At 72.0% G+C, this 22029-nt stretch carries 19 protein-coding genes and 1 pseudogene; 6 read left to right on the forward strand and 14 right to left on the reverse strand.

Annotation, left to right across the window (positions count from 1 at the left end):
- Positions 1 to 8: 8 nt before the first annotated feature.
- From S1361_RS17895 to S1361_RS17930, 8 genes and pseudogenes are all read right to left on the reverse strand, one after another.
- Positions 9 to 1199, reverse strand: a complete 1191-nt coding sequence (locus S1361_RS17895; protein WP_208032838.1) for an acyl-CoA dehydrogenase family protein — start codon at positions 1197 to 1199, stop codon at positions 9 to 11.
- 56 nt (positions 1200 to 1255) lie between these two features.
- A complete protein-coding gene (locus S1361_RS17900; RefSeq protein ID WP_208032839.1) occupies positions 1256 to 3097 on the reverse strand; it encodes an acetyl/propionyl/methylcrotonyl-CoA carboxylase subunit alpha in 1842 nt (613 codons plus the stop codon).
- Between the two features lie 8 nt (positions 3098 to 3105).
- A complete protein-coding gene (locus tag S1361_RS17905) occupies positions 3106 to 4704 on the reverse strand; it encodes an acyl-CoA carboxylase subunit beta (protein WP_208032840.1) in 1599 nt (532 codons plus the stop codon).
- A complete protein-coding gene (locus S1361_RS17910) occupies positions 4701 to 6377 on the reverse strand; it encodes an acyclic terpene utilization AtuA family protein (protein WP_208032841.1) in 1677 nt (558 codons plus the stop codon). The genes S1361_RS17905 and S1361_RS17910 overlap by 4 nt, the downstream gene beginning before the upstream one ends.
- Positions 6374 to 7168 (reverse strand): TIGR03084 family metal-binding protein, encoded by a 795-nt coding sequence (locus S1361_RS17915; protein ID WP_208032842.1) that lies wholly within the window; start codon positions 7166 to 7168, stop codon positions 6374 to 6376. Before S1361_RS17915 ends, S1361_RS17910 begins: the two co-directional genes overlap by 4 nt.
- Positions 7169 to 7337: 169 nt before the next feature.
- On the reverse strand, positions 7338 to 8279 hold the full coding sequence (locus tag S1361_RS17920; protein WP_208032843.1) for an EamA family transporter: 942 nt from the start codon (positions 8277 to 8279) through the stop codon (positions 7338 to 7340).
- Between the two features lie 113 nt (positions 8280 to 8392).
- Positions 8393 to 9040 (reverse strand): annotated as a pseudogene (locus S1361_RS17925) (ATP-binding cassette domain-containing protein); the annotation flags it as partial.
- Positions 9030 to 12281 carry an FAD-binding and (Fe-S)-binding domain-containing protein gene (locus S1361_RS17930; RefSeq protein WP_208032844.1) on the reverse strand — a complete coding sequence of 1084 codons (3252 nt, stop codon included), beginning with the start codon at positions 12279 to 12281 and terminating at the stop codon, positions 9030 to 9032. The gene S1361_RS17930 and the pseudogene S1361_RS17925, both read right to left, overlap by 11 nt.
- Before the next feature lie 156 nt (positions 12282 to 12437).
- On the opposite strand from S1361_RS17930, the gene serC reads away from it, so the two are divergent.
- Complete coding sequence (gene serC, locus S1361_RS17935) at positions 12438 to 13556, forward strand: phosphoserine transaminase (protein ID WP_208032845.1); 1119 nt, start codon at positions 12438 to 12440, stop codon at positions 13554 to 13556.
- A 396-nt stretch (positions 13557 to 13952) separates the two neighbouring features.
- Here the strand turns inward: serC and S1361_RS17940 are convergent, their stop codons facing one another.
- On the reverse strand, positions 13953 to 14132 hold the full coding sequence (locus S1361_RS17940; protein ID WP_208032846.1) for a DUF397 domain-containing protein: 180 nt from the start codon (positions 14130 to 14132) through the stop codon (positions 13953 to 13955).
- Positions 14129 to 14998 (reverse strand): helix-turn-helix domain-containing protein, encoded by an 870-nt coding sequence (locus S1361_RS17945; protein WP_208032847.1) that lies wholly within the window; start codon positions 14996 to 14998, stop codon positions 14129 to 14131. Before S1361_RS17945 ends, S1361_RS17940 begins: the two co-directional genes overlap by 4 nt.
- A gap of 139 nt (positions 14999 to 15137) precedes the next feature.
- Between S1361_RS17945 and S1361_RS17950 the strand changes: the two genes are divergently transcribed.
- Positions 15138 to 15560, forward strand: coding sequence for an ATP-binding protein (locus tag S1361_RS17950; protein WP_208032848.1), 423 nt, complete (start codon positions 15138 to 15140; stop codon positions 15558 to 15560).
- Positions 15541 to 15732, forward strand: coding sequence for a hypothetical protein (locus S1361_RS17955; protein ID WP_208032849.1), 192 nt, complete (start codon positions 15541 to 15543; stop codon positions 15730 to 15732). The genes S1361_RS17950 and S1361_RS17955 overlap by 20 nt, the downstream gene beginning before the upstream one ends.
- Here S1361_RS17955 and S1361_RS17960 read toward each other — a convergent pair.
- Positions 15722 to 16570, reverse strand: coding sequence for a helix-turn-helix domain-containing protein (locus S1361_RS17960; RefSeq protein ID WP_208032850.1), 849 nt, complete (start codon positions 16568 to 16570; stop codon positions 15722 to 15724). The genes S1361_RS17955 and S1361_RS17960 overlap by 11 nt on opposite strands.
- An 18-nt stretch (positions 16571 to 16588) precedes the next feature.
- On the reverse strand, positions 16589 to 17341 hold the full coding sequence (locus tag S1361_RS17965; RefSeq protein WP_208032851.1) for a DUF6879 family protein: 753 nt from the start codon (positions 17339 to 17341) through the stop codon (positions 16589 to 16591).
- A gap of 195 nt (positions 17342 to 17536) precedes the next feature.
- Between S1361_RS17965 and S1361_RS17970 the strand changes: the two genes are divergently transcribed.
- Together S1361_RS17970 and S1361_RS17975 are read left to right on the forward strand one after the other, a co-directional pair.
- On the forward strand, positions 17537 to 17770 hold the full coding sequence (locus S1361_RS17970; protein ID WP_208032852.1) for a DUF397 domain-containing protein: 234 nt from the start codon (positions 17537 to 17539) through the stop codon (positions 17768 to 17770).
- A gap of 80 nt (positions 17771 to 17850) precedes the next feature.
- Positions 17851 to 18321, forward strand: a complete 471-nt coding sequence (locus S1361_RS17975; protein WP_208032853.1) for a hypothetical protein — start codon at positions 17851 to 17853, stop codon at positions 18319 to 18321.
- A gap of 52 nt (positions 18322 to 18373) precedes the next feature.
- Here the strand turns inward: S1361_RS17975 and S1361_RS17980 are convergent, their stop codons facing one another.
- Both S1361_RS17980 and S1361_RS17985 read right to left on the reverse strand, forming a co-directional pair.
- Positions 18374 to 19942 carry an alpha/beta fold hydrolase gene (locus S1361_RS17980; protein ID WP_208032854.1) on the reverse strand — a complete coding sequence of 523 codons (1569 nt, stop codon included), beginning with the start codon at positions 19940 to 19942 and terminating at the stop codon, positions 18374 to 18376.
- Positions 19943 to 20131: 189 nt separating this feature from the next.
- A complete protein-coding gene (locus S1361_RS17985) occupies positions 20132 to 21112 on the reverse strand; it encodes a WD40 repeat domain-containing protein (RefSeq protein ID WP_208032855.1) in 981 nt (326 codons plus the stop codon).
- 179 nt (positions 21113 to 21291) lie between these two features.
- Between S1361_RS17985 and S1361_RS17990 the strand changes: the two genes are divergently transcribed.
- Positions 21292 to 21975 (forward strand): GDSL-type esterase/lipase family protein, encoded by a 684-nt coding sequence (locus S1361_RS17990; RefSeq protein ID WP_208032856.1) that lies wholly within the window; start codon positions 21292 to 21294, stop codon positions 21973 to 21975.
- Positions 21976 to 22029 lie beyond the last annotated feature (54 nt).

Below are 22029 nucleotides of genomic sequence, written 5' to 3' on the forward strand. Positions count from 1 at the left end.
GGGGCCGCTCAGTAGGACTTGGGCAGGCCCAGGGTCTGGTGGGAGACGTAGTTGAGAATCATCTCCCGGCTCACCGGGGCAATACGAGCCACGCGCGCGGCCGTTATCAACGAGGCGAGTCCGAATTCCCGGGTGAGCCCGTTGCCGCCGAGGGTGTGCACGGCCTGGTCGACGGCCTTCACGCAGGCCTCCGCGGCCGCGTACTTGGCCATGTTGGCGGCCTCGCCCGCGCCGATGTCGTCGCCGGAGTCGTAGAGGTGTGCCGCCTTCTGCGTCATCAGCCGGGCCAGCTCCAGGTCGATGTGGGCCTGCGCGAGGGGGTGCGCGATGGCCTGGTGGGCGCCGATGGGTGCCTTCCACACGGTGCGGTCGCGGGCGTACTCGACGGCCTTGGACAGGGCGTACCGGCCCATGCCGATCGCGAACGCGGCCGTCATGATCCGCTCGGGGTTGAGCCCGGCGAACAGCTGGAGCAGGCCGGCGTCCTCTCCCCCGCTGCCGGAAGCGTGGGAGGGGCCCCCGCCCACGAGCGCGTCGGCGGGCAGTCGTACGTCGTCCAGGACCAGCTCGAACTGCTTCTCCGCCGCGCTCAGTTCCATGTCGATGGGCCGCTTCTGGAAGCCCTCGGCGTCCGTCGGCACGATGAACAGGCAGGGCTTGAGGCTGCCGGTGCGTGCGTCCTCGGTACGGCCGACGATCAGGACGGCGTCGGCCATGTCGACCCCGGAGATGAACACCTTGCGGCCGGTGAGCAGCCAGTCGGTGCCGTCCCGGCGGGCCGTGGTGGTGATGCGGTGGCTGTTGGAGCCGGCGTCGGGCTCGGTGATGCCGAAGGCCATGAGGCGGGTGCCGTCGGCGATTCCGGGGAGCCAGGTGCGCTTCTGGTCCTCGGTGCCGAAGCGGGAGATCACGGTGCCGCAGATGGCCGGGGAGACGACCAGCATGAGCAGGGGTGAGCCGGCGGCGCCCAGCTCTTCGAGCACGATGGCGAGGTCCGCTATGCCTCCGCCGCCGCCTCCGTGCTCCTCGGGGAGGCTGACGCCGAGGTAGCCGAGTTTCCCCGCCTCGGACCAGAGTTCGGTGGGCGGCTTGCCCTCGGCGACGGTGCGGGTGAGGTACTCGCGGCCGTAGCGCTTGCCGAGGGCGGCTACCGCGGATCGTAGGGCCTTGTGCTCTTCGGATTCGATGACGGCGGTCATGCGGTTCCTCCGCGTGCGGGTTGTGGACGGCTGGTCGCGCGGTTCCCCGCGCCCCCTCAGGTCGGCTGCACCACCGCCAGCAACATGCCCGGCTCGACCTGCTGCCCGGGCCTGGCGTGGAGGGCGCTGAGCGTTCCTGCGGTCGGTGCCGGGATCATGTGCTGCATCTTCATCGCCTCCACCCAGATGAGGCCCTGACCGGCCTGAACCGTTGCCCCTTCGGTCAGCCCGTCGGCGACGCGTACGACCGTGCCGGGCATCGGCGCGATCAGGGAGCCCGGGGCGAGCTGGGCGGCGGGGTCGGGGAAGCGGGGCAGGGCGGTGAGGCGGGTGGCGCCCACGTGGACCTGGTCGCCGTACCGGGCCACCTCGAACTTGCGCCGTACGCCGTCCACTTCGAGTACGACGAGACGCGCGTCGGCGTGGACGACCCGGACCCCGTCCGCCGCGAGGCCGTCCCGGGTGTGCCGGTAGCGGACCTCGTGCTCCTCCCCCGCCATCTCGTACCGCTTCACCTGCGGCTGCGAGGGAACGTTGCGCCAGCCGCCGAAGCGGGAGCGGCCGTGGGCGTCGGCGAGGGCGGCGGCCAGCGGCGCGTGGGGATCCGTGGCGGGCTCGGCCAGGTCGCCGAGGTGACGGTCGTAGAAGCCGGTGTCCATGCGGGCGGCCGTGAACTCCGGGTGCCGCAGGGAGCGCACCAGGAGGTCCCGGTTGGTGACCGGGCCGTGGATCGCGGCGGACTCCAGCGCGCCGGCGAGCCTGCGGACCGCCTCCGCGCGCGTGGGGGCGTGGGCGACGACCTTGGCGAGCATCGGGTCGTAGTGGACGCCGATGGTGTCGCCGTCGGTGTAGCCGGTGTCCAGGCGGACGCCGTCCGGTACGGCGAGGCGGTGCAGGGTGCCGGTCTGGGGGGCCCAGCCGTGGGCGGGGTCCTCGGCGTAGAGGCGGGCCTCGATCGCGTGGCCCCGCGCGCGCGGGGGCTCGGTCCCCAGGGCGTGGCCCTCGGCGATCCGGATCTGTTCCGCGACCAGGTCGATGCCGAACACGGCCTCGGTGACGGGGTGTTCGACCTGGAGGCGGGTGTTCATCTCCAGGAAGTGGGCGCGGCCGTCGGCGACCAGGAACTCGACCGTGCCGGCGCCGGTGTAGGAGACGGCGCGGGCGGCGCGTACGGCCAGCGTGCGCAGCTCGTCCGCGAGCGCCGGGGTGAGTCCGGGCGCCGGTGCCTCCTCGATCACCTTCTGGTGGCGGCGCTGGAGGGAGCAGTCGCGGGTGCCGAGCGGCCAGACGGTGCCGTGGGTGTCGGCGAGGATCTGCACCTCGACATGGCGGCCGTGTTCGAGGTACGGCTCCACGAAGACCTCGCCGTCGCCGAAGGCGCTCGCGGCCTCGGCGCGCGCGCCCTCCAGCGCGGCCGGCAGCTCCTCCAGGCGGCGCACGATCCGCATCCCGCGTCCGCCGCCGCCCGCCGCCGCCTTCACCAGCACGGGCAGGTCGGCCTCGGTCACCTCGTGCAGGGGCTCGATGCCCAGCAGCTGCTTGGCGCGGGTCTTGGACGCCATGGCCTCGATGGCCTGCGGGGGCGGGCCGATCCAGACCAGGCCGGCGTCGAGGACGGCGCGGGCGAAGCCGGGGTTCTCAGAGAGGAAGCCGTACCCGGGGTGCACGGCGCCGGCGCCGGACGCCAGGGCCGCCTTCACGATCAGGTCGCCGCGCAGGTAGGTCTCGGCGGGTGCCGCGCCCGGCAGCCGTACCGCCGTGTCGGCCACGCGCGCGTGGAGCGCGTCCGCGTCGGCGTCGGAGTGCACGGCGACCGTGCGGATGCCGAGGTCGGCGCAGGTGCGGAAGACGCGGCAGGCGATCTCGCCCCGGTTGGCGACGAGCACGCTGGAAATCATGTGGTCCCTCACATCCGGAAGACGCCGAAGCCGCCGCGCGCGCCCTCGTAGGGCGCGGTGTGCAGGGCGGACAGGCACAGGCCGAGGACGGTGCGGGTGTCGCGCGGGTCGATGACGCCGTCGTCGTACAGCCGCCCGGACAGGAACATGGGCAGCGACTCGGACTCGATCTGCTGCTCCACCATGGCGCGCAGGGCCGCGTCCGCGTCCTCGTCGTACGGCTGCCCCTTCGCCGCCGCCGACTGCCGGGCGACGATCGACAGCACGCCGGCGAGCTGCTGCGGGCCCATCACGGCGGACTTGGCGCTGGGCCAGGCGAACAGGAAGCGGGGGTCGTAGGCCCGGCCGCACATGCCGTAGTGACCGGCGCCGTACGACGCGCCCATGAGGACCGACAGGTGCGGGACCCTGCTGTTGCTGACCGCGTTGATCATCATCGCGCCGTGCTTGATGATGCCGCCCTGCTCGTACTCCTTGCCGACCATGTAGCCGGTGGTGTTGTGCAGGAAGAGCAGCGGGATGTCGCGCTGGTTGGCGAGCTGGATGAACTGGGCGGCCTTCTGGGACTCCGCGCTGAAGAGGACGCCCTGGGCATTGGCCAGCACTCCGACCGGGTAGCCGTGCAGGGCGGCCCAGCCGGTCACCAGGCTCGTGCCGTACAGCGGTTTGAACTCGTCGAAGTCGGAGCCGTCCACGATCCGGGCGATGACCTCGCGGGGGTCGAACGGGATCTTCAGGTCGCCGGGGACGATGCCGAGCAGTTCCTCGGGGTCGTACGCGGGCGGCTCGGCCGGGCCGGGGTCCGGGTGGGCCTTGCGGTGGTTGAGGCGGGCCACCACGCGGCGGGCCTGGCGCAGCGCGTCGGGCTCGTCCACGGCGAAGTAGTCGGCGAGACCGGACACGCGCGCGTGCATCTCGGCGCCGCCGAGGGACTCGTCGTCGCTCTCCTCGCCGGTGGCCATCTTGACCAGCGGCGGTCCGCCGAGGAACACCTTCGCCCGCTCCTTGACCATGATCACGTGGTCGGACATGCCGGGGATGTAGGCGCCGCCGGCGGTGGAGTTGCCGAAGACGACGGCGATGGTCGGTATGCCGGCGGCGGAGAGCCGGGTGAGGTCGCGGAAGATCGCGCCGCCGGGGATGAAGATCTCCTTCTGGGACGGCAGGTCGGCGCCTCCCGACTCCACCAGACTGATGCAGGGCAGCCGGTTGGCGAGCGCGATGTCGTTGGCGCGCAGGGCCTTCTTCAGGCTCCAGGGGTTGCTGGCGCCGCCGCGTACGGTCGGGTCGTTGGCGGTGATCAGGCACTCCACGCCCTCGACCACGCCGATGCCGGTGACGAGCGAGGCGCCGACGGGGTGGTCGCTGCCCCAGGCGGCCAGCGGGGACAGCTCCAGGAACGGGGTGTCGGGGTCCAGCAGCAGTTCGATGCGCTCGCGGGCGAGCAGCTTGCCGCGCCCCCGGTGCCGCTGGACGTACTTCTCGCCGCCGCCCGCGAGCGCCTTGGCGTGTTCGGCGTCCAGCTCGGCGAGTTTGGCGAGCATGGCCTCGCGGTGGGCCCGGTAGTCGGGGCCGGCGGGGTCGACAGCGGTCTGCAGAACCGTCACAGCAGGGTCTCCGGGATGTCCAGGTGGCGGGAGCGCAGCCATTCGCCGAGGGCCTTGGCCTGCGGGTCGAAACGGGCCTGCCCGGCGACGCCGGCGCCGAGGATGTTCTCGACGGCGAAGTTGAGGGCGCGCAGGTTCGGCAGCGGGTGCCGGGTGACGGGCAGCTCACGGGTCTCGGGCAGCAGCTGCCGGAACCTCTCGGTGGTCAGCGTGTGTGCGAGCCACCGCCAGGCCTCGTCGGTCCGCGCCCACACCCCGACGTTGGCGTTCCCGCCCTTGTCGCCGCTGCGCGCCCCGGCGACCAGCCCGAGGGGCGCCCGCCGGGTCGGCCCGGGCGGCAGGGGCTCCGGGAGGGGCGGGGACGGCACGGCCTCCAGGGGCCGCGTCTCCAGGGGCGCCGACACGGGGATACGGCGTCCGTCGTGGAGGACGGCCATATGGGCTACGTCCCCATGGGGCACGTACACATCCTCGAACACCCCATAAGGGGCGCCCTTTCCCGGTGGGGACAGCACATGGAAGCCCGGGTAGCTGGCGAGTGCCAGTTCCACGGCGGCCCCGCTCAGCGCGCGCCCCACGGCCTGCTGGTCCGGGTCGCGGACGACGAGCCGCAGCAGGGCACTGGCCGTCTCCTCGGTGTCCGCGTCGGCCCGGTCGGTCCGCACCAGCTCCCACCGCACGTCCCGGGGCGGCGACTTGGCGAGGGCCTCGCCGAGCTGTTCCCGCACCAGGGCCGCCTTGGCCTCGATGTCGAGTCCGGTGAGGACGAAGACGACCTCGTTGCGGAAGCCGCCGAGCCGGTTGAGCCCGACCTTGAGCGTGGGCGGCGGCGCCTCCCCGCGCACCCCCTCGATCCGCACCCGGTCCGGCCCCTCCCGGCGCAGCCGTACCGTGTCCAGCCGGGCCGTGACGTCGGGTCCGGCGTACCGGGCGCCGCCGGTCTCGTAGAGCAGCTGGGCGGTGACCGTGCCCGTGTCCACGAAGCCGCCGGTGCCGGGGTGCTTGGTGATCACGCTGCTGCCGTCGGCGTGGAGTTCGGCGAGCGGGAAGCCGGGACGGCGTACGTCGCCCTCGCCGAAGAACGCGTAGTTCCCGCCGGTCGCCTGGGTCCCGCACTCCAGCACGTGCCCGGCGACGACGGCACCGGCGAGCCGGTCGTACTCCGTGGGCGTCCAGCCGAAGTGCGCCGCCGCGGGCCCGGTGACCAGGGCCGCGTCGGTCACCCGGCCGGTGATCACCACGTCGGCGCCGGCCCGCAGGCACGCGGCGATGCCGAACCCGCCGAGGTAGGCGTGGGCGGCGAGGGTGCCGGGATACGCGGCGGCCAGGTCGTCGCCCTCGACGTGCGCGACCCGCACCGGGACGCCGAGCCGGTCCGCCAGCTCCCGTGTCCGCTCGGCGAGTCCGGCCGGGTTGAGACCGCCCGCGTTGGCGACGATCCGCACCCCGCGCTCCCGGGCGAGGCCGAGGCAGTCCTCCAACTGGCGCAGGAAGGTGCGGGCGTACCCGGCGGAGGGGTCCTTCAGCCGGTCCCGGCCGAGGATGAGCATGGTGAGTTCGGCGAGGTAGTCACCGGTGAGGACGTCCACCTCGCCGCCGGTGAGCATCTCGCGCAGGGCGTCGGAGCGGTCGCCGTAGAAGCCGGAGAAGTTCCCGATGCGCAGCGGCCTCACCGGCCGGCCCCCTTCGGCGGGCGGCCGGCGCCGGGCGGGCCCGCGAAGGCCTGGGCGATGCCGAGCCAGCGGTCGGCGTCCGGGCCCACGGCCGTCAGGGCGAGGTCGCCGCGGTGGGCGCGCCGGGTGACCAGGAGGCAGAAGTCGAGGGCGGGGCCGGTGACGCGCTGCGGGGCGTCCTGCGGGCCGTACGCCCACACCTCGCCGGACGGCGCGGCGAGTTCCACCCGGAACTCCTCCGCCGGCGGAGTGAGTCCGTGCACCCCGAAGGCGAAGTCACGGGTCCGCACCCCGAGCCGGGCCACATGTCGGAGACGGTCGGTGGGTGGGCGCACCACGCCCAGGGCGTCGGCGACGTCCAGCGCGTGGGCCCAGGTCTCCATAAGTCTGGCCGTGGCCATAGAGGCGGCGGACATGGGCGGGCCGTACCAGGGGAAGCGGGCGCCGGGCGGTGCGCCGCGCAGGGCCTCGTCCAGGGTGGTGCGCCCGGTGCGCCAGGCCGCCAGCAGGTCGGCGGGCGGGAGCGCGGCGCCCTCCTCCGCACCCTCGTCCACGAACGAGGCGGGGGCGGCGAGCGCCTTCTCCACCAGCGCCTGGAAGGCACCGGCGTCGGTGACGGCGAGCAGTGCCGAGCGGTCGGTCCAGGCGAGGTGCGCGATCTGGTGAGCGACGGTCCAGCCGGGGGCCGGGGTGGGCAGGGCCCACTGGTCCGGGGTCAACTCGGCCACGAGCAGGTCGAGTTCCTCGCTCTCGGCACGCAGGTCGTCGATGACGGGCGTCAGGTCGGCCATGGGGGGAGCATGGCAGTGGCCCCAGAAACAATCAAGCGTGCTTGCATGAATTTCCTGGCATCACACCCCGCAACGGGACCCCGGCGCGGCGCCGCCGGAGCGGCTGGGGGCGGTGCCGGTGACGGAGAACGAAGGGCACGCAGCCTGCGCGCCCTCGTCCGCGGGGAGGTCAGGGACTGACGGGGGGCGCGGCCTCGCGCCGGCCCACCTGGGTCCGTACCGCGCCGATGCTCGCCGCGATGACCAGGGCGATCGCGGCGGCCTCGGTCGCGGAGAGGGACTGGTCGAGGATGAGGAAGCCGGCCGTGGCCGCGATGGCGGGTTCCAGGCTCATGAGGATCGCGAAGGTGGAGGCCGGCAGGCGGCGCAGGGCCAGGAGTTCGAGGGTGTACGGCAGGACCGAGGAGAGCAGGGCCACCGCCGAGCCGAGGGCGACGGTGGTGGGGTTCAGCAGGCGGGTGCCCGCGTCGGCGATGCCGATGGGCAGGAACAGGAGGGCCGCGACGGCCATGGCCAGCGCCAGGCCGTCAGCCTGCGGGAAGCGGCGACCCGTACGGGCGCTGAAGATGATGTAGGCCGCCCACATGGCGCCGGCCCCCAGGGCGAAGGCGACACCTGTGGGGTCCAGGTTGCTGAAGCCTCCGCCGCCGAGCAGGAACACCCCCGCGAGGGCCAGGCAGGCCCAGAGCGCGTTGATCGCACGGCGGGAGGCCAGGACCGAGAGAGCCAGCGGGCCCAGGACCTCCAGGGTGACCGCCGGGCCCAGCGGGATGCGGGCCACCGCCTCGTAGAACAGGCCGTTCATCGCGCCCATGGCGATACCGAAGACGATCACCGTGCCCCAGTCGGCGCGCGAGTGGCCGCGCAGCCGGGGCCGGCAGAACAGGAGCAGGACGATCGCGGCCGCGAGGAGGCGCAGGGTCACCACGCCCGGTGCACCGGCCCGGGGCATCAGGGTGACCGCCAGGGCGCCGCCGAACTGCACCGAGATGCCGCCGGCCAGCACCAGCCCGACCGGCCCGAGGGAGCCGAGGGGACCGGGGCCGCCTTTGCCGCCGGCGGGGGCGGGGGTGGCTCGGGACGGCGATGTGGTGCTGGGTGCGGTGGTCACGGGCGGTCCTGGTGGCTTGATCGAGTGCGTGCATCGCGATGTACTACCAGGTCCAGGGTAATGGACTTCGACAGGTGCGTGAACCCTTCATGGGACTGTCTCGGATGCCGCGCTCAACTGCCCGGCCAGGCTTCCTCGTTCCGGAACAGAGGACGGCCGTCCGGCCGCACCGAGGGCACGTGTCCTGCGGTTTTGTACGCGGGGGCGTACGCCTCGGAGCCGTATCCGCGTCCGTCGTGCCCGGCGTGTCCGTCGCTGTACGCGTGCCCCTGCCCGTACTCGTACGCCGGTGCCGGTGCCGGTGGCTGCCGCTCCTCCCACAGCGGCATGCGCAGCTCGCCGGTGTCCAGAATCGTGTTGTTCTGCGAGCGGTGCAGCCGGGCGTAGGCCCCGTTCCGGGCCAGCAGCTCCTCGTGGCGGCCGGTCTCCACGATGCGGCCCCGGTCCACGACGACGATGCGGTCGGCGTCGGGGGCGAGGTTGAGATCGTGCGTGATCATGATGGTCGTACGGCCGGCCATCAGCCGGCGCAGCGGTTTGACGACGCGGCGTGCGGCCATCGCGTCCAGGCCCGTCGTCGGCTCGTCCAGGACCAGGACGGGCGCGTCGCGCAGGAGGGCGCGGGCGATGGCCAGGCGCTGGAGCTGGCCGCCGGAGAGCCGGGCCGAGTGGGGGTCGACCCGGGTGTCGTAGCCGTCGGGGAGCCTGCCGATGAAGTCGTGGGCATCCGGTCCGCACGCCTCCAGTCGGTCATGTGTCGCCGCCCGGGGACGCGTCCAGTGCCTGCGCCAGTACCTCTGCCAGATGGCGGCCCCGGACCCCGGCGAGCTGGTCCAGCTGGGTGCGGCAGGAGAAGCCGTCCGCCAGGATCACCGTGCCGGCGGGTGCCTGCCGGACCGAGGGCAGGAGCTGTTCCTCGGCGCAGGCCCGGGAGACCTCGAAGTGGCCTTTCTCGAAGCCGAAGTTTCCCGCCAGGCCGCAGCAGCCTCCGCTCAGCTCACCGGTGAGGCCTGCGGCGGCGCGCAGCCGGCGGTCCGGGGTGTCGCCGAGCACCGCGTGCTGGTGGCAGTGGGTCTGGCCGGCCACCGGGCGGTCGACGGCGGGCGGGGTCCAGTGCGGGGCGTGCCGTTCCAGCGTTTCGGCGAAGGTGAGGACAGCGGCGGACAGCCGGGCGGCTCTCGGGTCGTCAGGCAGGAGTTCCGGGAGGTCGCTGCGGAGGGCCGCGGCGCAGCTCGGTTCCAGGACGACGACCGGGACGCGGGCCCGCAGCACCGGTTCCATCAGGTCCAGGGTGCGGCGCAGGACCGTGCGGGCGCGGTCCAGCTGGCCGGTCGAGATGTAGGTCAGCCCGCAGCAGACCCGGGCGCGGCGGGCGGTGAGCAGTGCGGTCACCGCCCTCGTCCTGCCGTCCCCGATCGCCCCGCGGCCCGGCAGCCGCGCGGGCGGAAGGGCCACCCGCAGCCCGGCCGCCTCCAGCACCCGAACGGCCGCCCTGCCGACGGACGGTGCCAGGTGCTCGGTGAAGGTGTCCGGCCAGAGGACGACCAGGTTCCCGCCGCCCTGGACGGGCGACTCCCCCACACCTGCGGCCGACGGACCACCCGCACCCCCGGCCGGCAGGCCACCCCCGCCCGGAACCGACGGACCGCCGACACCCTGGGCAGCAACCTGCCCCGCATCCACAGCCGACGGACCACCCGCACCCCCGGCCGGCAGGCCACCCCCGCCCGGAGCCGACGGGCCGCCGACACCGACGCGGCCGGTGCCGCCGACACCCTGAGGAGCCACCTCCCCCGCATCCACACCCGACGGACCACCCGCACCCCCGGCCGGCAGGCCACCCGGCAGCCCGCGTCCACCCGGAATCGGCCGGCCTTCCGCTCCCCCGGTGGGCTTCCGTCCCCGCCACCACCCGGTGAACGTCTGTGTCGCCAGTCTCGGGAGCTGTCGTTCCGGGGTGATCCCGCCCAGCCGTTTTCCGAGGTGTGCCAACGGCCCCACCGCTGCCAGGGCGTTGATCAGCGCGGCCGTGCGCGTGCGGGCGGTCCAGCGCAGCCACTGCGGGAGCCGGCCCATGCTGTGGTGGGCGGCGGGGCGGCGGCGACCGGCGTAGTGGTGGTGCAGGAACTCCGCCTTGTACGTGGCCATGTCGACGCCGACCGGGCAGTCCGAACGGCAGCCCTTGCAGGACAGACACAGGTCCAGGGCGTCGCGGACCTCCGTGGACCGCCAGCCGTCGGTGATCACTTCGCCCGCGAGCATCTCGTGCAGCAGCCGGGCCCGGCCGCGCGTGGAGTGCTGCTCGTCGCCGGTGGCCCGGAAGGAGGGGCACATCACAGCGGGGCCGGCCGCCGTGGCCGTACGGCACTTGGCGACGCCGACGCAGCGGCGGACGGCCGCGGTGAAGTCGCCACCGTCGGCCGGGTAGCCGAAGGCCACGTCGACCGGGCGGCTCGGCAGGACGGAGAAGCGGAGGTTCTCGTCCAGCCGCGCCGGGCGGACCAGCATGCCGGGGTTGAGCAGGTCGTCCGGGTCCCAGACGGCCTTGGCGCGTTCGAAGAGCCGGACCGTCTCCGCGCCGTACATCCGCGGCAGCAGTTCCGCGCGGGCCTGGCCGTCGCCGTGCTCCCCGGACAGGGAGCCACCGTGCGCCACGACCAGGTCGGCCAGTTCCTCGGAGAAGCGGCGGAAGCGGCCGACGCCGGCCTCGGTGAGCAGGTCGAAGTCGATGCGGACGTGGATGCAGCCGTCGCCGAAGTGGCCGTACGGCGCGCCGCGCAGGCCGTGGGCCGACAGCAGGGTGCGGAAGTCGCGCAGGTAGGCGCCGAGCCGGACGGGCGGTACCGCGCAGTCCTCCCAGCCGGGCCAGGCCTCCGTGCCGTCCGGCATCCGGGTGGCCGTGCCGGCCGCGTCCTCGCGGATCCGCCACAGGGCCCGCTGGGCCGCCGGTTCGGTGACGACCAGTGCGGCCACGACGTCGGCGGCGCGCACGACCTCCTCCGCCCGCGCGCGGGCCTGCGCCGCCGTCTCCCCGCCGGTCTCCACGAACAGCCAGGCGCCGCCCGCGGGCAGCCCGGACCCGGGCGGCACCAGGTCGGCGGCCATGCCCTCGACCGTGAGCGGCCGCAGCGGCAGCAGGCCGGCGGCGGCCTCGGCGGCGGCGCTCTCGTCGGCGTACGCCAGCACGGCCAGGGCGCGCGCCCGGGGTGTCTCCACCAGGCGGACCACGGCCTCGGTCAGGATGCCGAGGGTGCCCTCGGAGCCGCAGAAGGAGCGGGCGACGTCCGCGCCCTTCTCGGGCAGCAGCGCATCCAGCGCGTATCCGGAGATGCGGCGGGGCAGGTCCGGGAAGCCCGTGCGCAGCCGGGCCAGTGCGCCCTCGGTCAGCTCGCGCAGTCCGTCCGGGGCGCCCGCCCAACCCGGCCCGAGCCGCAGCCGCTGCCCGCGCGCGGTGATGACCGACAGCTCGCGCACGCTGTCCGCGGTGGTGCCCCAGGCGACCGAGTGGGAGCCGCAGGAGTTGTTGCCGATCATGCCGCCGAGCGTGCACCTGCTGTGCGTGGAGGGGTCGGGGCCGAAGCGGAGCCCGTGCGGGGCGGCGGCCTCCTGGAGGCGGTCGAGGACGAGGCCCGGCTGGACGACGGCCGTCCTGCCGTCCGGGTCCAGCTCCAGCAGGCCGGTCATGTGCCGGGTGAAGTCCAGCACCACGCCGGTGCCGGTCGCCTGTCCGGCGATCGAGGTGCCGCCGCCGCGTGCCACCACCGGCACCCCGCGCGTCCTGCACACCTCCAGTACGGCGGCCACGTCGTCGGCGTCCCGGGGGGCCACGACGCCCAGCGGGACGCGCCGGTAGTTGGAGGCGTCCATGGTGACCAGCGCCCGGGCGGTGGCGTCGAAGCCGACCTCGCCCCGCACGGCCCGGCGCAGGGCGCCCGCAAGCTCCGCGACCTCGGCGGCCCCGGCGCCGCCCGCACCCTCAGCAGCTTCGGCTCGATCCGTCATGCGACCAGGATGCATCCGATCACCCACAGTCACCGAGACTTTTCCACAGCCTCGTGCGTATCGTCGTACAACCTCACAAGTCCACGTCCTGGTGATCTCGTCTCATCGAACGGACACGTCTCCACCTCGCTTTACGCCACCGGCTAACCTCGTCCCGTGGCCGACATCCAGATTCCCGCTGACATCAAGCCCGCCGACGGACGTTTCGGCGCTGGCCCCTCCAAGGTGCGCACCGAGGCGCTGGACGCCCTCGCCGCCACCGGTACGTCCCTGCTGGGCACCTCCCACCGCCAGGCGCCGGTGAAGAACCTGGTCGGCAAGGTCCGCGAGGGCATCTCCGAGCTGTTCTCCCTCCCCGAGGGCTACGAGGTCGTCCTCGGCAACGGCGGCTCCACCGCCTTCTGGGACATCGCCACGCACGGGCTGATCGAGAACAAGTCGCTGCACCTGAACTTCGGTGAGTTCTCCTCGAAGTTCGCCAAGGCCGCAAAGCTCGCCCCCTGGCTGGCCGAGCCCACCGTCATCGCCTCCGACCCCGGCACCCATCCGGAGGCGCGGGCCGAGGCCGGCGTCGACGTCTACGCCTTCACCCACAACGAGACCTCCACCGGTGTAGCCATGCCGATCAAGCGCGTGGCCGGCGCCGACGAGGGCGCGCTCGTCCTCGTGGACGCCACCTCCGGCGCGGGCGGCCTCCCGGTCGACATCGCCGAGACCGACGTCTACTACTTCGCCCCGCAGAAGTCCTTCGCCTCCGACGGCGGCCTGTGGATCGGCGTCTTCTCCCCGGCCGCGATCGAGCGCGCCGAGCGGATCCACGCCTCCGGCCGGCACGTCCCGGAGTTCTTCTCGCTCCCCACGGCGATCGACAACTCCCGCAAGAACCAGACGTACAACACCCCGGCCCTCGCCACCCTCTTCCTGCTCAACCAGCAGCTGGAGTGGCTCAACGGCCAGGGCGGCCTCGCCTGGTCCACGGCCCGCACGAAGGACTCCTCGACCCGGCTGTACAGCTGGGCGGAGGAGTCGAAGTACGCCACGCCGTTCGTCTCCGAACCGGCCAAGCGCTCCCAGGTCATCGGCACGATCGACTTCTCCGACGAGATCGACGCGGCCGCCGTCGCCAAGGTGCTGCGCGCCAACGGCATCGTGGACACCGAGCCGTACCGCAAGCTCGGCCGCAACCAGCTGCGCGTCGCGATGTTCCCGGCGATCGACCCGGCGGACGTCGAGGCGCTGACGAAGTGCGTGGACTACGTGATCGAGAAGCTCTGACTTCTCGCGTACGACGGTTTTCGAGTACGACGGTGAAGGGCGCCCGGTGAGCAATCACCGGGCGCCCTTCGCTCTGCACCCCGACGGCTCACTCTCCGGCGAACAGTTCCTCGGCGGTCTCCACGGTCAGGGAACGGTCGAACCAGGGCGCCGACACCTCCAGGTCGGCGCAGGTCAAGAACCCGCACGCTGCCGAAGCCGGGGAAGTTCGGGGTGTACACGGCCGTCAGTTTCCTCCAGTGATCGCGGGCCGGACCTTCGCCCAGACCGGCCACCATGAATTCCGCCCAGTCCGCGTCGGGCCACCCCGCCGCTCCAACGCCCCGATCCGGTCAACGGAAAGGGCGCCCGGCGGCGTACGTATCGCCGGGCGCCCTGCGTTGTCGCGTGCGATGTCTACGCGAACTGCTGGAGGAAGGCCTGCCAGCTGTCGCGGGAGACGGTGAGGAGGGGGCCGTTGTCCTGCTTGCTGTCGCGGACGGCTCGGCCGCCGGGGGCCGTGTCGGCGACCTCTACGCAGGCGTTCTCCTGCCCCGAGTACGACGACTTCCAGAAGGGGCTTACGACCTCGGTCACGATGTGTCTTCCTTCAGGCTCCGCAGTATCCCCCGGATGAGCTTCGCACTCGCGTCCGGTGCCAGCGCTGCCGATCGTAGTAGGTCGAATGCATTGGCGTAAGCGGCAAGGTCCTCCGCCCCTTCGAGGACCGAGGTGCCGCGCAGATTGTCCATGGCCACCGCTTCGACCGTCGGCTCCTCGTCAAAACTGAAGGAGTAGAAGGCGGAGGAGTATCCGGCCAGGGCACCCGCGCTGAACGGCAGCACTTGCACAGTGACGTTCTTGCGTTTACCGGCCTCAAGGAGTGCGGCCAACTGTTCGCGGTGGATCTCGGCGTTCATCAGCGGATGCGCGACGACCGCTTCCCAGATGATGGCCGTGTAGGACGCCCCTCCCTCCAGGATCTTCGCCTGCCGGCCCATCCGCACCTTCACCAACTGCGCGGCACGCTCCGGCTCGATGTAGTGGGGGCCGTCTGCGATAACCGCTTCGGCATAGGCCGGGGTTTGCAGGAGCCCCGGCACCATGACCGGCTGCCATTCACGGATGTACGTCGCGTCGTCCTCAAGCGCGATGTGGTCGAGGTAGTCCGGCCGGAGGTGCTCCGCGTGTTCGAGCCACCATCCCCGGTTCTTGGAGTGTTTGGCCAACTCCTCCAGCTTTGCCCGCACTTCCGGATCGGTGACGCCATAAGCATCCAGCAGCAGCCGCACTTCGATCACGCGCGGTGTGGCGTGTCCGCTCTCGATGCGGCTGATCCTGGCCTGGCTTGTGGCGATGACCTCGGCGGCCTGCGGCTGGTCCAGCCTGGCAGCCTGTCGGTACTGCCTGAGCGCCGTGCCAAGTCGCCGGCTGCGCACGGTCGGTCGTCCACCTGCGGGCATGGGGCCTCCTTTCTCCGTCGGCAACCGTGCCACACCAGTTGGCCGTGAGAAGCGTGCATAACACGATCGAGTGAAACCAGTGCATATATTTCTCGGTTCTCATTGCAGCGGCTCTGCATGTATTCCTAGGTTCAGCCGCATGCTCGCAACCGAAACCTTCCGCATCCCCACCCGCAGCCAGCACGTCCCCACCGCCCGGCACTACGTCCGCAAGGCCCTCGCGGACTGGGGCATCACCGACGACATGGCCGACCGGGCGATCCTGTCGGCGAACGAACTCGTCACCAACGCCGTGACCCACTGCCTCGTTTCCCACGCCCGCGTCCGGGTGACGCTCGTGCTGTACGGCACGGAGCTGGTGCTGGAGGTCTCCGACCCGGACCGGGACCGGCTCCCCCGCCTCCGCGACCCCGGCCCGGACGAGGAGGGCGGGCGGGGGCTCGCGCTCGTGGAAGCCTTGGCCGACACGTGGGGGCACCGGCAGGGGCCGTACACCAAGACCGTGTGGGCCCGGTTCACGCTCACCCCCGGGGCGGTGGCCGGTGTTCCGGACCGTTCGTAAGCCGAGCCCCTACGACGCCCGGTGGCGCCGCTGGTTCAAACGCTGCCGTGCCGCCGGCCGCTGGCTGCCGTTTCCCCGCGACGAGGAGTGCCGGCAGGTGCCGCCCCGGCCGACGGCACCCCTGTGGGAATCCTCCGACGACGTCGTACGGCTGTACGTCCTCAGACCTTGATGCTCCGGCGGACGCGGGCGATCACCTGCTGGGCCTCGGCGCCGTAGACGGCCGACTCGGCGAAGGTGTCCCAGACGCGGCGGTAGAGAGCGATCGTTTCGGCATCGTCCAGCCAGAGTTCGGCGTGCCAGTCCTCGACCACGACCAGGCGCTCGTCCAGCACGTTGAAGGAGTTGCCCACCGTCAGCGGCAGCGCGCCATCCAGTGGCAGGATGCCGAGGTGGACGGTATCCATGCCCACCACGCCCAGGAGACGATCGAGTTGGGCCGCCAGTACGTCCGGTGGGCATATCCGACCCCACAACACGGCTTCAGCCATGAGCACGTTCAACCGCTTGCCCGGCCGGTACAGCCATTCCTGCCGTTTCAGACGGGCCCGCACTGCGGCATCCGTGTCCCTCGGTGACTGCTGGAGTTTTGCGTGCTGCTCGAAAACGTGCCGGGCGTAGTCGGCCGTCTGGAGCATGCCGCTGACGGCGGCGGTGCTCAGTGCGTGCTGGGTCGTGCTGCTGGATACGAGGGTGTTCCAGGTTTCCTGGACGGGAGCGTGCCCTGCCGCGAGCTGACGTCGCCACGAACGAATGTGACTTTCGAAGCCCCGCAGGCGTGAACGCAGTTCCGGGAACACGGCTGGCTGCCCGACGGCCTCGGCCCATGCCCGCAGGTCGTCGTCCGTGGGAGTCTGCCTGCCGTTCTCCAGCTTGCTGACCTTTGACTGCCGCCAACCCAGCCGCTGCGCGAGCTGGACACCGGTGAGCCGGCCTTCGGGGCTCTCCCAACGCAACTCCCTGAGCCTGCGGCCCAGTTCCTCACGTGCCCTCTGATAGTCCGTGCTCACCGGTACCCGCTCTGGTCCCTACGCGTCGCTGTGCATCTCCGCCGTGAACTGCTTCCACGGTACGGCGTGGTGCCAAGCAGCATCCCTCACCATGCAGCAGCGCACCACCTCTGCGGGCTCGGTGATCAGGTCCACGTGCGTGAGCTGATCGTCGTCATCGAACCGCAGGAGGGCGATGAGGCGGCTGTCGAACAGCCAGAAGTCCTCGGCGGGCAGCCGGAGCCGGTCCGCGTCGGCGCGCCACAGATTGCGGATGTCCTCACCCATGGCACTGTTCCGCTTGGCGTTGTCGAGGAGGTACAGCTGACCTGTGGTCGGCGGTTGGTCCACGATGCGTACGCGTTCGACGCGCTTGCCGTGGTCGGTCTGCTCGCGGATCGTCTTGCAGTACGGATTGTCGAACGTCCAGTCCGCTTGCCCCGTCTCCACGAACTGCCGCCAGTTGTCGTTGGCCTCGTCGCTCGCGTACCGCCGACGTGTCTCCAGTCGCCAAGCGGTGTGCTCGAACTTGCCGAACAGATCGCTGAATTCATCCAGATCGATCGTCCGTACCTGCCGCGTCTTCTCCTTCGGCGTCCAGTCGACCAGTAACTCACGCGGAACCACGACCGCGACCTCTTCCGCCGAAAGGTGCTGGAGCTGCGCGATGTCCTCCGGGTCGGTGAGCCGGGGGCCGTGCACAATCACCTCACCGCTGTCCAAGTCCTCGTGCACGGACGGACACCCGCCACCGCTGCTCCCCGTCCCGTTGAACCGCAACCGACGCCCCATGCCCAACCACCCCCTGGGTGTTGACGATGTCGGCCCTCAGCATGTCGGTGTCTCTGAGTGAAAGTCCATGCATCTAGAGTGACGACGCGAGAATAACCGCGAATATTCGCCTACTTGCTCCGTCCCGCCGCCCTACGGTCACCTCTCGAATCCACACCCACTCGGCTCCCGCAGCGGAGCAGGAAGGTGCCACCCATGGTGAACGGAAACGACCTGTACGCCCTAGACCTCAGCGGGGTCTCGTTCGTGACGGCGTGCGGGGGCAACACCCACCCGGACGGCGAGTCGTGCCTGATCCTCGCCCGGATCGGGCAGGACGCCTGGGCCCTCGGTGACGGCAAGCGGCCCGACAAGGAGCCGTTGCGGTTCAGCACCGAGGAGTTGGCCGTGGCCGGGATCGACCCGGCGCGGTTCGGGCTGCCCGTCTGAGCCGGCCCCCTCCTCCCACTGGTCCCGGTCGGGCACGGTCCTGGCCGGGACCGGTCCGCCTCGGCGAACTGGACACGCCCGTGCACCACCATGCCTATCTCTGGGCCGGCCCAAAGGACCGTTTCGACCAGGAAGCCCTGCGCCGGCCGCCCCACCCCGACCCGCCCCCGGCGGAGAGCAAGCCGGAAGTGATCCTGCGGTACCGGGAGGTGGCCACGGAGTTCCCCAAGTCGGACCTGCCGCCGATCGAAACGGCGTACTGGCTCGTCAAGCCGCGTTCGCTGGTGCGTGGCACGTGGCCGGACCCGGACGCGGCCGCGGCGTGGCTGAGTGACCGTCTGGCCGAGTACGCGCCCCGGTTCGCGTCCGGGACGGAGCGCAGCGGCACGCGTCTGAAGGCCCTCGTCGTCTCCGCCTCCGAACGGCTGGGCTCGGGGGGTGACGTCTCGCTCGGGTTCTACCTCGAACGTCCCTCGTACCTCTCGCTGGCCCTGGTCACCTGCTCCCCCAACCGCGGGATGCCGGCGCTTCCCTGCCCGCTCGGCGCCTGAACGAAAGGGCGCCCGGTGAACCGGCACCGGGCGCCCCTCGTGGGTCAGCGGGTCAGAAACTCGGGACCAGCGACGGCTTCACGCCCAGGCCCTGCCTGCCGGACGGCTTGCAGGTGACGTCCCGGGACGGGAGCTTCCCGGTGGCCAGGTAGGCGTTGACGTTGCCGTCGGCGCAGGAGCGCGGGTCGCCGCCGTAGACGCCGTGGCCCTCGCCGCCCTTGACGTACACCATGCGGGAGCCCTTCAGGGCGCGGTGCATGCCGAGGCCGCTGGCCAGGGGGGTCTGGGAGTCCCACTGGTTCTGGACGGTCATCAGGGGGACCTTGTTGTCGACCGTGACGACGGGCTCGACCGGCTTGTCCCAGAACGCGCAGGGCGTGATGTTGGAGCCGAAGTCGCCGTAGAGCGGATACCTGGCCTTGTCCCGGATCGCGTCCCGCCGGTACTGCTCCGGGTCGTGCGACCAGGCCGCGGTGTCACCGCAGAGCACCGACCAGAAGGCGACGCTGCCGTTGTCCGCCGGGGGCTGCGCGACCCCGGACCCCGCAGACGCGGAAGCCCAGCGGGGTGCCTGCCGGGCCGCGGGCGGCAGGAGGGCGTGGCGGGAGGAGCCGTGGCCGGCCGCGGCCTTCTTGAGTTCGGCCACCGCCTCGGCCGCGTACTTGGGGCTGAAGAACGCGGCGCGCAGGCCGGACCGGATGTCGTCGCCGGTGAACTTCTGGCCGCCGTCGTCGATGGGGGTGCGGTCGGCGCGGGCGACCAGGTTCCAGAACGTCTTGCGCACCTGGGCCGGGGTGGTGCCGAGCTTGTAGGTGCGGTGGTGCTGCGCGGTCCACTTCGTCCAGCGGGTGAACGCCGGCTCGCTGCCCTCCGCCCAGATCTGGAGCATGCCGCGCCAGATCCGGGCCGGGTCGACGGAGCTGTCCAGCACGAAGCGGTCGGTGCGCTGGGGGAACAACTGCGCGTAGACGGCGCCGAGGTACGTGCCGTAGGAGTACCCCAGGTAGGAGAGCTTCTTCTCGCCCAGGACCGCGCGGATGACGTCCATGTCACGGGCGGTGTTGCGGGTGGTGATGTACGGGAGCTTGTCGCCGCTCTTCGTACGGCACTTGTCGGCGACGGTCCGGGCCCACTTGACGTCGCGGTTGAACGTCTCCGCCTTGTAGGGGTGCTCGCTGTTCTGCTCGGTCCCCGTGAGGCCGCAGGTGACCGGGGTGCTGCGGCCCACGCCGCGCGGGTCGAACCCGACGAGGTCGTACTGCTCGCGGACCTTCTTGGGCAGCATCTCCTTCATCATGGCGGGCATGTCCAGGCCCTCGCCGCCCGGACCGCCGGGGTTGAAGAGGAGCACGCCGTGCCGCTTGCCGGGGACGCTGGTCTTCAGCCGGGAGACGGCCAGCTTGATCGTCTTGCCGTCGGGGCGGCTGTAGTCGAGCGGCACCTTGATCGTGGCGCACTGGAACGCGGCGGGCTGTGACGCGTCGCATCTGTGCCACGCGGGCTTCTGGCTTGCGAACCTCCCCAGCGGTTCCGCCGCGGAGGCCTGCGCCGGGGCGAGGGCGGGGACGAGGGTCGCCGTGACCCCCGCGGCGAGCAAGGGCGCCAAGCGTCCTATCCGCACGATGGACGTTCCTTTCCGTCAACTTACGGGACGGAACGACGATTTCGTGTCCAGGGGGGCGTACGAATCCATCTGCGGGGCGGTCTTGCTCCACCTTCCGGTGGACAGGGAAAGGGACTTGCGGAGGAGAACCGGAACGGGCTGATTTCCGTCCGCGCCCGGACGAGGCGGCAGGGGCCTGCGTCCTGCTCAGCCGCGCCGCAGCCGGCGCAGACCGAACAGGGCCGCCACGCCGACCGCGACGATCACGGCGCCGACCTTGAGACCGGTGCCGGACCCGTCCGCCGTGGCGCCCGAACCGCCGCCCCGGGATGGTGACTTGGCGGCGGCGGGCCGGTCGGGGGCGTCGACGGCCTGTACGGCGCTGTCCGCGCCCTCGCTGCCGTACATCAGCTTGCTGCCGTCGGCGGAGTACGACACGGACTCCCCCTGCCCCTGCAACGGGACGTCCAGACGGCCCTTGCGCTCGATGCGGCCGCCGTTCCAGTCGTAGTGGATGCCGCCGAAGTAGCCGCGCACGGCGAGGTGCCGGCCGTCCGGGGAGAAGGCGGCGTCGGTGGCCCACAGGTCGACGGCCGCGAGGGGCCTGAAGACGTTCGCGCCCGAGGTGGAGAGGGTGGCCGGGCCCTCGTACAGGTGCCCGCCGTCCTCCTTCTTGTCGATGATGTAGACGCGCCCGGTCCTGGGGTGGACGAGCAGCGACTCGGCGTCGCGCGGCCCGTCGGAGTACTTCACGACGTACTGCGTGGCCGTGACGGTCTGGTCGGTCAGCTTCTTCGGCTCCGGCAGCCGGTAGATCCACACGTAGGGCCACCTGCCGCCGAAGTTGTCGCCGATGTCGCCGACGTAGATCTCGTTGTGCGGCCCGATGGAGATGGCCTCGACGTCCCGCGGGGAGCCGATGCCGCGCAGGGTGATCCGGGCGACGGTCTTCCCCGTGGCGCTGTCCACGGCGTAGAGGTACGGCCCGTCGTCGCTGTCGTTGTGCGTCCAGTAGACGCCCGGGTGCAGCCGGGAGGCGGCGAGCCCGCTGGACTCGGTGATCCGGGGGTCCTTGAGGGTGAACCCCTGGTCCCCCCTCCCCTCGGCGGTTCCGTCGGCGGCGGAGGCGGGCAGCGCGCAGGCGCCGGTGAGCAGCACCCCGGCGAGGACGGCGAACGATCGACGCATGCCCCCAAGCCTGCCATCACCGCCCGGGGTTCAGGGGGCACGGCCGCCGCATCCGCGGGCGCGGGCCGGTGGAGCGAGGGCGGGCGGCGGGCACCGGGCCGCCCCGGGCCGGGTGGACGTGGTCCTCCTCACAAGCACCACGGATCCCATGCGTCACAGCGATCGTCCATGATGAGCGAATGCTTAGGTTCATGCCCGTGGGCGACTCCATGACGATCGGGAGCGCGGGCGAACACACATGGCGTTACCGGCTGTGGCAGCACCTGTGCGTGACGTACGGCGGGCCGTTCACCTTCGTCGGCCCGCGCGAGACGCTGTACGACCAGCAGGCCGACGCCCCGACGTCCCTCGCCTACGCCGACCCCGGCTTCCCGCGCGCCCACCTCGCGGGCTGGGGCGAGGGCTGGCTGCACATGGCCCCGCTGATCGGCGAGGCGGTCCGCGCCCACCGCCCCGGCGTCCTGCTGGTCTCGCTCGGCCTGATCGACCTGGGCTTCTACACGAACGCCGAGCAGACGGCGGAGAACGTACGGGCCTTCGTGGCGGGCGCGCGTGAGGCGGACCCGCGCATCCGGATGGTGCTGCTGCCGGTCATCCCGAACATCCGGGCGGCAGCCGACCCGCTCTTCGCCGAGCAGGTGGACCGGTTCAACGTCCTGCTCGCCAAGGCGGTCGCCGACCTGGACGAGCCGCGCTCGCCCCTCCTGCTCGCCTCGCCGCCGGAGGGGTACGACATCCACGCCGACACCTACGACGGCACGCATCCCAACGCGCGCGGGGAGCACCGGATCGCCGAGGCGTTCGCGGGGGCGATGTGGGAGGCGTGGGGGGTCGGACAGGCGTACGCGGCGGGAACGAGCTGACCGAAACCCGGCGTCTCCTCGTCGTGCTGCCTATCGTTGTACTGCGCGGCTGCA

This window comes from Streptomyces cyanogenus (assembly GCF_017526105.1).
In the GTDB taxonomy this organism is placed as follows: Bacteria; Actinomycetota; Actinomycetes; order Streptomycetales; family Streptomycetaceae; genus Streptomyces; species Streptomyces cyanogenus.